General features: G+C 68.7%; 11 protein-coding genes. 3 read left to right on the plus strand and 8 right to left on the minus strand.

What is annotated here, in order from left to right:
* Positions 1-153 precede the first annotated feature (153 nt).
* The 4 genes from AAF604_18355 to AAF604_18370 all read right to left on the minus strand — a co-directional run bounded on the left by AAF604_18355 (position 154) and on the right by AAF604_18370 (position 4358).
* Positions 154-2121: a von Willebrand factor type A domain-containing protein gene (locus AAF604_18355; protein ID MEM7051637.1), complete on the minus strand. Its 1968-nt coding sequence runs from the start codon at positions 2119-2121 to the stop codon at positions 154-156.
* Complete coding sequence (locus AAF604_18360) at positions 2118-2726, minus strand: sigma-70 family RNA polymerase sigma factor (protein ID MEM7051638.1); 609 nt, start codon at positions 2724-2726, stop codon at positions 2118-2120. Before AAF604_18360 ends, AAF604_18355 begins: the two co-directional genes overlap by 4 nt.
* An 85-nt stretch (positions 2727-2811) precedes the next feature.
* On the minus strand, positions 2812-3882 hold the full coding sequence (locus AAF604_18365; GenBank protein MEM7051639.1) for a nitronate monooxygenase family protein: 1071 nt from the start codon (positions 3880-3882) through the stop codon (positions 2812-2814).
* Positions 3879-4358, minus strand: a complete 480-nt coding sequence (locus tag AAF604_18370; protein MEM7051640.1) for a hotdog fold domain-containing protein — start codon at positions 4356-4358, stop codon at positions 3879-3881. The genes AAF604_18365 and AAF604_18370 overlap by 4 nt, the downstream gene beginning before the upstream one ends.
* Before the next feature lie 170 nt (positions 4359-4528).
* Between AAF604_18370 and AAF604_18375 the strand changes: the two genes are divergently transcribed.
* Together AAF604_18375 and AAF604_18380 are read left to right on the plus strand one after the other, a co-directional pair.
* The gene (locus AAF604_18375; GenBank protein MEM7051641.1) at positions 4529-5827 is read left to right on the plus strand and encodes a PQQ-binding-like beta-propeller repeat protein; all 1299 of its coding nucleotides are present in this window, start codon (positions 4529-4531) and stop codon (positions 5825-5827) included.
* A 29-nt stretch (positions 5828-5856) separates the two neighbouring features.
* Positions 5857-6369, plus strand: a complete 513-nt coding sequence (locus tag AAF604_18380) for a hypothetical protein (protein MEM7051642.1) — start codon at positions 5857-5859, stop codon at positions 6367-6369.
* A gap of 50 nt (positions 6370-6419) precedes the next feature.
* On the opposite strand, the gene AAF604_18385 is transcribed toward AAF604_18380, so the two are convergent.
* The 4 genes from AAF604_18385 to AAF604_18400 all read right to left on the minus strand — a co-directional run bounded on the left by AAF604_18385 (position 6420) and on the right by AAF604_18400 (position 12139).
* Positions 6420-7463, minus strand: coding sequence for a DUF2911 domain-containing protein (locus tag AAF604_18385; GenBank protein ID MEM7051643.1), 1044 nt, complete (start codon positions 7461-7463; stop codon positions 6420-6422).
* A gap of 160 nt (positions 7464-7623) precedes the next feature.
* Complete coding sequence (locus AAF604_18390) at positions 7624-9537, minus strand: TRAP transporter fused permease subunit (GenBank protein ID MEM7051644.1); 1914 nt, start codon at positions 9535-9537, stop codon at positions 7624-7626.
* Between the two features lie 20 nt (positions 9538-9557).
* Positions 9558-10568 carry a TAXI family TRAP transporter solute-binding subunit gene (locus AAF604_18395; protein ID MEM7051645.1) on the minus strand — a complete coding sequence of 337 codons (1011 nt, stop codon included), beginning with the start codon at positions 10566-10568 and terminating at the stop codon, positions 9558-9560.
* Positions 10565-12139: a PQQ-binding-like beta-propeller repeat protein gene (locus tag AAF604_18400; protein ID MEM7051646.1), complete on the minus strand. Its 1575-nt coding sequence runs from the start codon at positions 12137-12139 to the stop codon at positions 10565-10567. Before AAF604_18400 ends, AAF604_18395 begins: the two co-directional genes overlap by 4 nt.
* A gap of 140 nt (positions 12140-12279) precedes the next feature.
* On the opposite strand from AAF604_18400, the gene AAF604_18405 reads away from it, so the two are divergent.
* Complete coding sequence (locus AAF604_18405; protein ID MEM7051647.1) at positions 12280-13329, plus strand: alcohol dehydrogenase family protein; 1050 nt, start codon at positions 12280-12282, stop codon at positions 13327-13329.
* Positions 13330-13338 lie beyond the last annotated feature (9 nt).

Consider the following 13338-nt stretch of genomic DNA (forward strand, 5'->3'; position numbering starts at 1 on the left):
ACCCCCCCACCCCCACCCCGTCGGGCCGGCGTTTTTAATAAATTTCCTAACCCCCCGGTTTTTGCCCTTTGTTTTTTTGGGGGGGCCGCGGGGGGGGGGGGTTCCCCCCCCCCCCCGGGCTCGACACCACCAGCCCAGGGAGCGGCGCCGCAATCAGTCGTTGGCCTCGGAAAAGAGACTCTCCTCCCCCTCTTCCACCTGAAGCACGGCGGCCCGACGAATCAAGCCCACGAGATCGTCATAGGACTGGTTACCGGCAAAATGCGGACTGAGGGCTTCGGCCTCGAGGAGAAGATCGTCGAGGGAGGAGCCCCGGGCCCAGAAGGAACGGCGCAGGATCTCCGCAAACTCGGCCGTGATCGCCGCCAGCCGGGCGTCCGGAGCGAGTTGCGACCAGCGGCGGACGAGATCGCGCCGGCGGATGGGGAGCTCCTGCTCGACGAATTCAGAATCTCCGACAGGACGGTAGCGCAGCCGAACCGTGCCCAGTAGTCCCCTGCCGGGCAGGCGACGCCGTAGACGCACTTCGTAGAGGGCGGTCACCGTTTGACCCGCTCCGACCTCGCCACCATCGACTCCGTCGTCGCGAAAGGACTCATCCGGGATATCGCGATTCTCATAGCCGAGGAGTCGATACTGCTGCACCGCCCAGGGCCGGAACTCCACCTGGATGCGGGCCTCTTCGGCCACCGTCTGGAGCGTTCCGGTGAGCTCCTCGACAAAGATCCGGCGCGCCTCCTCGAGGCAATCGACGTAGGCGTAGTCGCCGTCGCCGCGATCGGCGAGCTGCTCCATCAGGGTGTCGTTGTAGTTGCCCATGCCGAAACCGACGGTCGACAGCTCGATACCGCGCCCCGCCTCGAGGGAGATCCGCTGCAGGATCGCATCGGGACCCGTCGCACCGACGTTGGCGACGCCGTCGGAACAGAGGATGACGCGGTTGATCGCCCCCTCGACGAAACCTTCGGACGCCAGCCGATAGCCCAGGACGAGACCTTCCTCGGCATTGGTGGAGCCTTCGCTCTCGAGGCGATCGATCGCTTCGCCAATCGCCTCGAGATCGGAAGTGTGCTCGAGCACCACTCGCCCCGCGCTGCCGTAAACCACCAGCGCGACTCGATCCTCCGCGGTGAGTTGTTCGAGCAGGAGACGGAGCGACCGCTTGACCAGACCGAGCCGGTTCTCCAGGTCCATCGACCCGGAGACGTCCACCACGAAGGTGAGCACCGCCGGCTTGCGGTTCTCGGCGACGACGTCGCGCGCCCGGACCGTGATGCGGAGCAGGCGAGCCCGCACGCCGGCCGCACCGACGCCGGGTCCGAGGAACGGGCTCGGGCCACCGTCGACGGCGAGGGCGATGTCGCCATCCCGCGGGCCTTCCCGCCAGGGCCTCAGTGGATCGAGCCTCAGTGAATTGACCAACTCTTCGACCCGCACCGCTTCACGCGGCGGCAAGTAGCCGTCGCGGAGATACCTGCGCACGACGCCATAGGACGCCGTATCGACGTCCAATCCGAAAGTCGACAGGCGATCATCCGCCGTGTTGACGAAGGGATTGGTCCCCCAGGTCTGGAAGAACATGTCGGGGTAGGGAGCGTCGACCCGGCCGAGGCCGTTGCCCGGCAGGTAGGTGGGGTTGGTCGTGAAGCTCGCTCCGGCGGTCATCGACGTCCGGTCGAACACCGGCGCCATCTCGGCCACGGTGATTTCGTCGCGGATCGTGGCGGGCTGCCGCGGCGCAGCGATCACGACTTTTGGCGGCATGGCGGGCTCGGGCGCCAAGACCTCATCGGACAGGACCGTCGTCTCGTCAATCGCCGGAGAAGACACGGCAGGCTCGAAGACCCACGCTTTCTCGGTCCCCTGCGGTTGCTTGGGAACCGAAGATGCCAAAGCCCAGAAGAGCATCGCGCCCAAGGCCGCACTGCCCAGGCCAGCCGCCAGGCGAGTCGCCCAGAGGGGCAGGAAGCGCTCCTCGACCGGTGCCGCCTCGACCAGCTCGAAGGACGGCAGATTGGCCGGTATACGCGCCACGATCTCGTCGATCAGTCCGGGCGGCGGCTCGGCCGGCAGGTCGACGCTCATCAGTCGCTCGAGGCGTTGCTCACTTCGGCTGCTCATCGCTTCTCCTCGGCCATCGCCTGCCGCAGCAGGGCCTCGGCGCGCTTCAGACGTTTTCGAATCGCCACCGCCGTCACCCCTTCGAGCTCGGCGATCTCGGCCACCGAGATCTCGCCCCAGAAGCGCGCCGTCACCGTCAAGCGCAACGGTTCCGGCAAGGCGATCACCGCCTGACGCAGGCGAGTTGCCCGTTCACTACGCTCCAGGTTTCCCTGCGGCCCGGCACCGGGCGCGGCGAGATCGGCCTCACCCTCGGAGTCGAGGGCGGCCACCAAGCGCGGCCGGCGGCGACTGCTGATGAAGGTGTTGTAGGCGATGCGGTAGAGCCAGGTCGAAAACAAGGATCGACCGTCGAACTTGCCGATGGCGGCCCAGGCGCGCTGGAAGGTGTCCTGGGTCAGGTCGGCAGCCAGGTCCGGCTCACCACACAGCTTGACCAAGGCGACGAAGACCCGGCGATAGCAGCCGCGGGCCAAGGCCTCGGCGGCGTCTCCATCGCCGGCGGCGAGGGCCGCCGACAGGCGCCGCTCGGTCGCCCCATCGAGAGGGTCGCCGCCGCGATCGCGGGTAGGTTGGTGGGAATCGTAGGCCGCTCTGTCGATCACGCCCCTTGGACGCACGAGCCGGCGAAAGAGAAACCCCGCGGCCGAAAGTTCTCGCCTCGCGGGCTCGCCACGGCAATGACGGACATCACTCGCGGGCGACGCTTGCCGCAGGCTCGGAGGCGCCTACCGCAGGCGCCGTCGCGACCGCCGCCTGCTCCACCGCTGCGGCAGCGAAGCGGCGGATGATGTCGCCGGCGGGTTCGATGCGGTGAACCCCGGCAGCACTCTTGCCCGCCTGCCAGTACTCGCGTGAAGCGCTCTCGTCGAGGGAGGCACGCTTGAGCTGCCAGACGGACTTGAGGGCGTAGAAGGTGCGCATCCAGTGCTTGCGGCGCCGTCCGCGCAGCATCCAGCGGGCGAAGGGCCCGGCCTTGAGCCCCATGCGCTCGATGTAGGGCGTATTGATCACCGCCACCGGCACGCCGGTGATGCGCTCCGAGAGCACGATGTCGTCTTCGCCGGCGTCGATGATGGCCTGCTTGTAGGCGGCCGCGGCGCGACACTCCTCGGTGGCGATGAAGCGTGTGCCCATCTGCACGCCGGCATAGCCCAGGCGCAGGGCGGCGACGAAATCCTCTTCACTGCCGACTCCACCGGCGCAGACCACCGGCAGGCCGAGGTCACCGATCTCGTCGAGGAGCTCGGCGGGGGTGCGGTCGCCGGCGTGGCCGCCGGCACGGCCGTTGACGGCGATCAGGCCATCGACTCCACCCTCGGCCCCCTTGAGGGCCCACTTGCGCTCGGTGACGTCGTGGTAGACGAAGCCGCCGACGGCGTGGACCTTCTCCACCACCCAACGGGGATTGCCCAAGGAGGTGACGAAGAAGCGCACCCCTTCTTCGAGGGCGATGTCGATCCAGCGCTGCATACGTTCGAAGTAGGTCTTCGAGGACTTCTCGATCAGGGCGTTCATGCCGATCGGACGGCCACCGGCGAGCTGCTGGATCAGGCGCACTCCGGCGCGGAAGTCGTGACCGTGGACGTAGGTCAGAGAGATCGGCTGCAGCACCCCCATCCCGCCGGCGGCGGACGCCGCTCCGACCAGCTCCGGATTGCTGCAGGGATACATCGGCCCGCAGATCAGCGGCACCTCGATGCCGAGCTGGCGGGTCAGCTCCGTTTCGAGGGCGGACGTCGCAATCGGCGAATCACTCATTTCGGGCTCAACCTCCAGTGGGCGGTCACCCGCGCCACCACGTCGCCGGCATCATCGCGAATCTCCGCTACCACCGGAAAGTCCTGGGTTTCGACAACCTCCGGCGGCTCGCAGCGGCACTCGGCGATCAGCCGCCCGCGGGCTTTCTTGAGGTAGTCGGCGGAAAGTCGGGTGACGATGCCGCGCACCGACGGTTTCAGACCGGTGAGCATCGCCAGACCGCTGGCGAACTCGCCGACATTGACCAGGGCGACGGCGTGGATCGACGCCAGGTGGTTGCGCACCTTGCGGCGGTCGCGGAGGGACACCACCACATGCCCCGGCTCGAGGCTCTCGACCCGCGCCCCGACGGTACCGGTATAGGGAACGGAGAAGGCCACGGCGCGGCTGAACATCCACCGCCCCAAGGGCAGCGAGCTCAGGCGCTGCCAGCTTGCCAGGGTTTGAGCACCGGGAGAGGGATTCGCTTTCGCCATGGCGCCATTCTCACCCACGGCCGCGGTCGGCACCAAGCGGGCGGACAACCTCTCCTGTTCGACCCGCGTACCAGGAGGCGAGGGCCGCCCCCGGAGACGGCGACCCGCAGAGGGATAATCCCAGCAGACCGACTCTTTCTTTCCGCCGTCCGACCTCGAGGAGATCCGTCATGATGCGCCCAGTGCTCACCGTCCTTTTCGCGCTCTCCCTGCCTTCGGTCATGGTGGCGGCCCCCGGAGCAGAGTCCACCTACTTGCTGCCGAGCGACGGCGAAGGACAGCAGCACTGGCCGCGCTGGCGCGGTCCTGGCGGACAAGGTGAGGCGGTGGGTAGCGGCTTTCCGGATCGCTGGTCCGCCACCGAGAACGTCCGGTGGAAGGTGCCGGTGGCCGGCCGCGGTAACTCGTCGCCCATTCTGTGGCGCGACAAGATCTTCCTCACCACCGCCTACGACGGCGGCAAACGGCGCTCGCTGATCGCCTTCGACCGCGCCACCGGCCGCCAGCTCTGGGAGACCTTCGCCCCGGACACCCAGCCCGAAGGCGCCCACGCCAAGAACGGCTTCGCCTCCTCGACGCCGACCACCGACGGTGAGCGCATCTACGCCTACTTCGGCAACCACGGCCTGCTCGCCGTCGACTTCGCCGGCAAGCTCGCCTGGCATCGTCCGGTGGGTACCTTCGACGCCTTCCACGGCACCGCCTCCTCGCCGCTGCTGCATGACGGACGACTCTTCCTGGTGCAGGATCACCGCGGTACCGGGGGCTCCTTCGTCGCCGCCTACGAGCCGGCAACCGGCAACCCACTGTGGCGCACACCGCGCCAGGCCAAGGTCGGCTGGAACACGCCCATCGCCGTTCGCGTCGGCGAGCGCGACGAGCTGATCGTCAGCGGCCAGCAGCAAGTGCAGGCCTACGACCCGGCCAACGGCAAGGAGCTGTGGACTGCCCGCGGCAACACCTTCGAAGCCATCCCCACCCCGGTGGTGGGCCACGGTTTGCTCTTCGCCTCTTCCGGCCGCGGCGGGCCGACCCTCGCCATCCGCCCCGGCGGTAAGGGCGACGTCACCGACAGCCACATCGTCTGGCAAGCGCCGAAGGGCTCCCCCTTCGTGCCCTCCACCCAGCTCGCCGGCGACTATCTCTACATGGTCAACGACATGGCCGCCATCGCCACCTGTTACGCGGCGAAGAGCGGCGAGGTGGTCTGGCAAGGGCGCCTCGGCAAGGCCCGGCGCGAAGGTTTCTCGGCCTCACCGGTGCTGGCCGACGACAAGGTCTTCTTCACCAACGACGAAGGCGAGACTTTCGTCCTCGCCACCGGACCGAAGTTCGAGATCCTGCGGGTCAACGAGCTGGGCGAGAACGTCCTCGCCTCGCCGGCGGCGGTCGACGGCGTGTGGTACTTCCGCACCGCCGGGCACCTGCTCGCGATCGGCCATCCGCAACCGAAGCCGGCGGCCAAGTGAGCCCTCGCCAGCGCTGCCGGTGGCGACTCATGGGTTGGATGCTCCTGCTGGCCGCCAGCCCCCTCGCCGCCGAAGTCGAAACGGCGCCCTTCGACTGGACCCTCGGCACCTGGGAAGGAGTGCGCCGTGACGCCGCCGACGGCAGCGAGGAAGCGATGACCTTGCGGGTCGAGCCCATCCTCGGCGGTGCCGGCCAGCAGCGCCACCTCGAGGTGCGTCTCGACGATCGCGTCTACCGCGGCTACTCGGTCCAGCTGTTCGATCACCGCCTCGGCAAGTGGGTGCGGCAGTACGCCAACCAGGTTCGCGGGCGATTCACCCGCCTCGAAGGAGAGATCGAGGCCGACGGCCGAAGTGTTTGGCGCGGGGCGGCCCGCGAACGGACCCGCGAGTCGCGCCTCACCTCGGAGCGCCTCGGCACCGACCGTTGGCGGCGCACCATGGCGGTCTCCGACGATGACGGCAAGAGCTGGCGGGGGTTGTGGACCGATGAGCTGCGGCGGGCAGAAGGCGGCGCAGATTCCCTGCCCGCGCCGCCTTAGCTCGCAACCGGCTCGGCCTGAGCCGGAGCCGGTTGCGAGCTCGACCAGGTTCAGCTCATCGAGTTCAGAATGCCCTCGATGCGAGGCTTCTGGTTCTCGGGTGCCATCTCGAGAGCCTTCTGGTAGAGGCGACGGGAGGACTGAGTGTCGCCCTTGGCGCCATAGGCCTCGCCCAGGCTGTCGTAAACGTTCCAGGACTCGGGGTGATCGTCGACGTTCTTCTGGAAGATCTCGATGGCGCGCTCGACCTGGCCGGCCTGCAGATACTGGTAGCCGGCGAAGTTGACCTGCTGCTCGTTACCCAGCGGCAGGGCCTTCGCCATCATGGCCTCGGCTTCGCCGTCGCCCATCCGCTGCAGCAGGCGGCCCTTGACGAACAAGGTGTTGAAGTTCTCCTGGCGGGCGATGGCCTGGTCGGCCCACTGCAGCGCCTCCTCGAGGTTGGTGTCATTCTGCAAGCAGAAGTTTGCCGCCGCCACGAAGCCCCGCCAGTCGAAGCCGGCCCGCGACCGCAGCTGATTGCGAATCTCGGCCAGCGCCAGGGCGGTGGTGTCGAACTCCACCTCGAAGGGCACTTTGGTCTCCTCCCAGTGGACGTAGACCCGACCGGAATCGTTGTCGAGGCTGTCGAAACCAAAGGTGACGCGCTCTTCGAAGGACGCCTTCTCGGCCTGAGCGGTCACCCGCAGGGCATCTTCCTCCTGGTCGTAGGAGAAGCTGCCCCAGGAGGTCGAGTTGGTCGAGAAAATGACCGTCCAGTCCTTTTCCCCGGGGATCATGTGGAGGCCGTAGGTGCCGGCCGCCAGGCTTTCACCCTCGACCTTGACGGGATCGCTGAAGGTGATGGTGGTGTTCTCGTTGGCGCCGGCACGCCAAACCTGATCGTTGGGCACCAGGGCGCCCATGATGGTGCGGCCACGAACCGCCGGGCGGTGATAGTCGATGGTGATCTTGGACACGCCGATGACCTGGCTCACGCTGGCATCGGGACTCGCCTCGGGCATGCCCTGAAGCTGGGCCACGGCGGCCGGCGCGGTGAGCAGGGCAAGGGCCATGATGCCGACAGCCCACAGGCTTTTCCTCTGGATGTTCATGCGTCCTCCTCTCTGCAGTTGCTTGCCTGGAGCCGGCCTGCCTGCCGACTTCGTCGACGGCGAACACCGGAGAGCGATGTTCCGGCCCATCCCGGTCTGGCGCGGGAGCTCCTTCCGCAGCCAGTTACGAAACACTAAGCGTCAGGTTGCGGAGCAAAACCTACAAACGTACGAGACGAGGCCCCGCCAGGGTGGCCGCCGCCACCGCCACCACCAGGCCCGCCCCCACCAGGTTGAGGGCCGAGAAGCCGGCTCCCGAGGCCGGCGGGAAGAGCGCCAGGAGGGCGGCGACCATCAGCAGGGTGCGGGTCGCCGGCCCGAGCGGAAAGCGCAGGTAGCCGGCCACCGAAGCCACCAGCGGCAGGATGCCGAGGAGGGCCGCACACACCGCCAGGGCGATGGCTCCCAGTGTCGCCGGACCACCATCGCCGGCGAGCATCAAGAGCTCCGGCCGGAAAACGAACAGATAGGGCAGGGTGAAGCCGGCCAGCGCGAAGCGAAAGGCGGCCAGGCCGCTTTCCAGCAGGCCGGAGCCGGCGATCGAGCTGGCGGCGTAGGCGGCCAGGGCCACCGGCGGCGTCACCATCGACATCATGCCGAAGTAGAAGATGAACAGGTGGGCGGCGAGGGCCGGCACTCCGAGCTGTCCCAGCACTGGCCCGATCAGCGTCGCCATCAGCAGGTAGCAAACCGCCGACGGCAGACCCATGCCGAGGATGATCGACGACACCATGATGGCGATCAAGGCGAGCAGCAGGTTGCCTTCGGCGAGCGGCAGAATCATCGCCGGCAAGCGAGTGCCGAGGCCGGTCAAGGTGACCACGCCGATGATCACGCCGACGCTGCCGGCGGCGGTGATCAGGGCGACGCCGGCATGGGCGGCGCCCGCCAAGGCGGTTCGCAAGGCGCCCCAAGAGAGCCGGGTGCGGCGATTCGCGAAGGACAGAGCCAGCACCACGGCGAGGGCCAGGGTGACGGCGCGAAAGATGCTGGTGCCGGAAAGCAGGAAGGCGATCAGCGCCCCGAAGCCACCCAAGAACACCAACCCTTCGTAGCGCCAGCCGGGATCAGGGCCGACTTCTTTCTCGACGGCGGTTTCCGTCGCCGCCTGGCGCCGGGAGAAAAGGTGCACGATCAACAGCAGGGAGAGGTAGTAGAGCACCGCCGGCAGCAGCGCCGCCCGCAGAATCTCGACATAGGTGACCGCCGGCTGGACGATCTCGAGCATCATGTAGGCGCCGGCTCCCATCACCGGCGGCATCAGCGCTCCACCGGAGGAGGCCGCGGCCTCGAGGCCGGCGGCGATGCGCGGCGCGAAGCCCGCCGAGCGCATCATCGGGATGGTGAAGGTCCCGGTGGTCGCGGTGTTGGCGACGGCGCTGCCGGAGAGCGAGCCGAGCAGGCCGCTCGACAGCACGGCCACCTTCGCCGGGGCGCCGCTGCTCCCCCGGAACAACCGCCGCACCACGTCGAGAATGTAGCGGGTGGCGCCGCTGGCCTCGAGTACCGCACCGAAGATCAGGAACAGGAAGACATAGCGGAACATCACCCGCAGGGCGACGCCGAAAACCCCCTGACTCTGCAGGAAGGTCTGCGACACGATGCGCTCCCAGGAGTAGCCACGATGGGGCATCAGGGCATCCGGCAGGGAGCTGCCGAAGGCGGCGTAGAGGAGGAAGATGCCGGCCAGGATGGGCAAGGGCCAGCCGACGGAGCGCACCGTCGCCAGGAGCACCAGCGCCAAGCCGAGGGAGCCGACGATCAGATCGACCGGGAGCTCCGCACCGGCGCGCTCGCCGAGGGCACGGCCTCCCAGCCAGAGCGACTCGAAGAAGGGCTCGTTCTGAGTCAGCAGGTAGAGGCCGACGACGGCGAAAGCGGCGGCGGCCCAGGGAAAGACCCAGGCGCCGCGGTGGTCGGCCGTCGGCCGCAGGAAGGCCAGCACGACGCCGAAGAGGGCGAACACCGCCAGGTCACCGCCAGGGGTGAGCAGCGGGTAGTTGACCTCGACGAGGCAGAACAGGGCGAGCAGCAGGGCCGCCCCATCGCGCCAACGGGACAGCCAGCCGCTCACCGGGGGCGCCGCGGCGGCTTCTACTCCTCCGGCCAGAGGCCCGCCTCCCGGTAGAAGCGAATCGCTCCAGGGTGGTAGGGGGTGCCGGTGTCGCGTTGCGCCGACCCCGGCCGGATGGCGCGGCCCACCGGGTGACGCTCGGCCACCTTGTCGCGCTGCTCCCAGAGAGTGCGCACGATCTGGTAGGCGGTCTCGTCGTCCATGTCGGCGGAAGCGATGAGGTGCATCGAACCGACGTCGAGGCCCTCGAAGTCGGTGCTCTGGCCGCGGTAGGTCTCGGCGGGAATGGTGGCCGCGGCGAAGAACGGATAGCCGGCGATCAGCTCATTGCGGCGCTCCGGCGTGAAGGGCAGGAAGTGAATCTCGCGCGAGGCCGCCGCTTGGGTGATCGACGGCGTCGGCACTCCGCCGCCGAGGACGGCGGCGTCGGCGGCACCGTCGGCCATCAGGTCGACGGCGCCATTCTGGGTGGCGTTGAGGGGAGTGAAATCGTCGTAGGTCAGGCCGTGAGCCGCCAGAATCGGCTCGACGAAGTGCTCGAAGCCGGCGCCGGCAGGACCCACCACCACGCGCTTGCCGCGCAGATCCTCGATCTGCTCGATTCCAGAGTCGCCGGGGGTGACGAAGAGGGCGACGTTGGGGGCCAGGGTCAACAGCGAGCGAATCGGCATGGCCTCATCCCAACGGCCTTCGCCGCGCACCGCGAAATAGCTGATCGCGGCATTGGCGAGGGCCAGATCGAGCTCGCCGCGGGCCAGCCGACGAATGTTCTCCTGAGTGCCCTTGGTGGCTTCGGCGGTCACCCGCCAGCCGGCGCCACCGTGCTCGGCGAGGACTTCCGCCAGCGCCCCTCCGACCACGAAGAAGGTGCCTCCGGGAGGTGCGGTTCCGACCGAAAGGAATCGCCGCTCGTCCGAGGCGGAAGCCTGCGAGCTTTCGTCCCCGGCGCCGCCACCACAAGCGACCAAACCGCCGAGCAGGAACACCAGGGCGAGAGACAGAACGACACTACGAGGGATCCACCGCATCATGACTCACTCTCCTCCCGTGGAATCGGCGTGACGGGAAGATCCCCCGCCGCGGTGAGGGGCAGCCGATAGCAAACCGCCTCACGGTTGTTGCGCACCAAGAGATACGGACCGGCGAGCGCCGGGTTGTTCCAGGTCTTGCCCGACAGGGCCTGCATCCGAGCCAGCTCCCGATGACCGGTGGGATCGGCGACCACCAGGACCACCTCGCCCTTCTCGGTGACGATCAACAGCACGTCGCCCACCAGCAGGGTCTGGCCGTGGCCGTAGCGGCCACGCTTCCAGTGGCGCTCGCCGGTTTCCGGATCGAGGCTCACCAGGGTGCCGTCGTCGAGCCCGAAGATGGCACCGCGAGCGCTCACGATGGTGGTGAACTTGGCCTTCAGCCGGGGCGACTTCCAGAGCATCTCCGGCTGCCACTCGCCGTCCGCCGAGCGCCCGATGCGGTAGAGGCGACTGCCCTGGCCGTAGCCGGTCGACAGCAGCACCCGATCCGGCGGGAGCACCAAGGGCTGGGCGACGTTGGGCTGAGCCGGTGGCCACTCGACACTCCACAGGACGGTTCCGTCGGCCGGATCATGGGCCGTCATCGAGGCCTGATTGAAGGACAGGATCTGCTCCATCCCGGCGAGATTCACCCTCACCGGCGAGGAGTATCCGGCGCGGTCGTCGCCGCCGCTCCAGCGCAGCTCACCGGTGGCGGCATCGAGGGCCACCAGGGAGCGCCGGTTGGAGCCTCCAACACTCACCACCACCAGGTCGTCGACCACCAGCGGCGAGCCGGCGACGCCCCATTCCGGCAGCGGCGCCTGCAGCTCGGCGAAGAGATCGCGCGACCACAGCAGCGAGCCATCGGCCAGTTGCAATGCGGTGACCCGGCCGGTGGCGCCGACGGTGAAGACCCGCCCGCCGGCGAGAGTCGGCGTCGCCCGTGGACCGACCCCGGCGATCGGGCTGGCGTAGCGCGCCGCGTAGCCGTGGGACCAGACCTCCTCACCGCTCTCCAGCCGGTAAGCCACCACCCGCTCCTCGTCGTCGTGTTGCTCTTGGGTGACGGCCAGGCCATCGCCGACCGCGAAGGCCGACCAGCCCTCTCCCACCGGTCGCCGCCAGATCTCCTCCGGCGGCCGCGCCTGCCAGTCGGTGGCCAGAGCGACCTCGGTGACGGTGGCGTCGCGCCGCGGACCGAGGAATTGCGGGAAGCTGATCTCGCCGAGATCGCGCGGCGGCGGCACCTCGAGACGTACCGTGGCGCGCTGCGAGTCGCCCCACTTCCAGTCGAGGATCGGCACCAGATCGCCGGTCACGCCGACCACCCGAACCGACGACACGATGAGGCCCACCGCCCCGACCAACACCAGCAGCGCCAGCAAACGACGGTACCAACGCCAGCCGGAGAGCAGAACCAGCCAGAGGATTCCCACCAACAGCGTCAGCAAGACCACCAGGCTGGTGGTCATCACTCGGTCTTGGCCGGTGCGTTCGCCGACGCCCCAGATCCACACCAGGGCCAGCGCCACCAGGATCAGGGTGGCCAGGGGAACAGCGCGGCGAAGGAAGGCGAGGATTTTCATGACCGGTCGACAGCGTTCGCCGCAAGGGTAGCGAATTCGCCCGCCGGTCGCCACGGCGTCGCGACGCGAGACCGGCATTCACGACCGAACCGCCGTTCCTCGACACCGATGAGCGGGGATTTTCGAGCTAGCATCGGTCCATGCGCGGATTGATCTTTCACGACGTCGAGTCGGTCGCCTATGAACGGCTGCCCGATCCCGCTCTCGAAGAGCCGACGGACGCCATCGTTCAGGTCGACCTGGCGGGCCTCTGCGGATCCGACCTACACGTCTACCACGGCCGCGAGCGCGGCCTCGACACCGGCACCATTCTCGGCCATGAGCTTCTCGGCGAGATCGTCGCGGTGGGAGCGGAGGTGAGCCGGTTCCGAGTCGGGGACCGCGTGGTGAGCCCCTTCACCACCAGCTGCGGCGCCTGCTTCTACTGCCACCGCGGTCTCACCTGTCGCTGCGAACGAGGTCAGCTCTACGGCTGGGTGGAGGGCGGCCACGGGCTGCACGGCGCCCAGGCGGAGCTGGTGCGAGTGCCGCTGGCCGACTCCACCCTGGTGGCCGTCCCACCGGAAGCGGACGACGACGTGGCCCTGTTCACCGGCGACATCCTGGCGACCGGCTTCTTCTGTGCCGAGCTCGCCGCCTTCGAGCCCGGCGCCGTCGTGGTGGTCCTGGGCTGCGGGCCGGTGGGGTTGATGGCGGCGGTGGCGGCCTGCGAGCTCGAGGCCGGCCGGGTCTTCGCCGTCGACGGCGTCGCCGGACGGCGCGAGCTGGCGGCGCGCCTCGGCGCCGAGCCCCTGCCCCTCGGAGAATCCACCCGCGACCTCGTCCTCGAGGCCACTGCCGGCCGCGGCGCCGACGCCGTCCTCGAAGCCGTCGGTAGCGCCGACGCCAGCCGTCTGGCGGTCGACCTGCTGCGTCCCGGTGGCACCCTCGCCGCGGTCGGCGTGCACAACGAGCCAACCTTCGCCTTCACCCCCGCCGAGGCCTACGACAAGAACCTCACTTTCCGCACCGGCCGCTGCCCGGCAAGGGCTTACATGGATCGCCTGGTACCGCTGGTGGCGGCGGGCAAGTACGAGCTGTCGGCGATCATCTCCCATCGCCTGCCGCTGGCCGAGGGGGCCGCCGCCTACGAGCTCTTCGCCTCCCGCGCCCCGGGCTGCAACAAAATCCTGCTACGCCCCGGGGGGTGAGTGCCGAAA

The organism is Acidobacteriota bacterium (assembly GCA_039028635.1).
Classification (GTDB): Bacteria; Acidobacteriota; Thermoanaerobaculia; order Multivoradales; family JBCCEF01; genus JBCCEF01.

Coding starts and splice junctions, on each gene's coding strand:
- AAF604_18355 (MEM7051637.1), bottom strand. CDS start 2,121: ATGAGCAGCCGAAGTGAGCAACGCCTCGAGCGACTGATGAGCGTCGAC.
- AAF604_18365 (MEM7051639.1), bottom strand. CDS start 3,882: ATGAGTGATTCGCCGATTGCGACGTCCGCCCTCGAAACGGAGCTGACC.
- AAF604_18370 (MEM7051640.1), bottom strand. CDS start 4,358: ATGGCGAAAGCGAATCCCTCTCCCGGTGCTCAAACCCTGGCAAGCTGG.
- AAF604_18375 (MEM7051641.1), top strand. CDS start 4,529: ATGATGCGCCCAGTGCTCACCGTCCTTTTCGCGCTCTCCCTGCCTTCG.
- AAF604_18380 (MEM7051642.1), top strand. CDS start 5,857: ATGGGTTGGATGCTCCTGCTGGCCGCCAGCCCCCTCGCCGCCGAAGTC.
- AAF604_18385 (MEM7051643.1), bottom strand. CDS start 7,463: ATGAACATCCAGAGGAAAAGCCTGTGGGCTGTCGGCATCATGGCCCTT.
- AAF604_18395 (MEM7051645.1), bottom strand. CDS start 10,568: ATGATGCGGTGGATCCCTCGTAGTGTCGTTCTGTCTCTCGCCCTGGTG.
- AAF604_18400 (MEM7051646.1), bottom strand. CDS start 12,139: ATGAAAATCCTCGCCTTCCTTCGCCGCGCTGTTCCCCTGGCCACCCTG.
- AAF604_18405 (MEM7051647.1), top strand. CDS start 12,280: ATGCGCGGATTGATCTTTCACGACGTCGAGTCGGTCGCCTATGAACGG.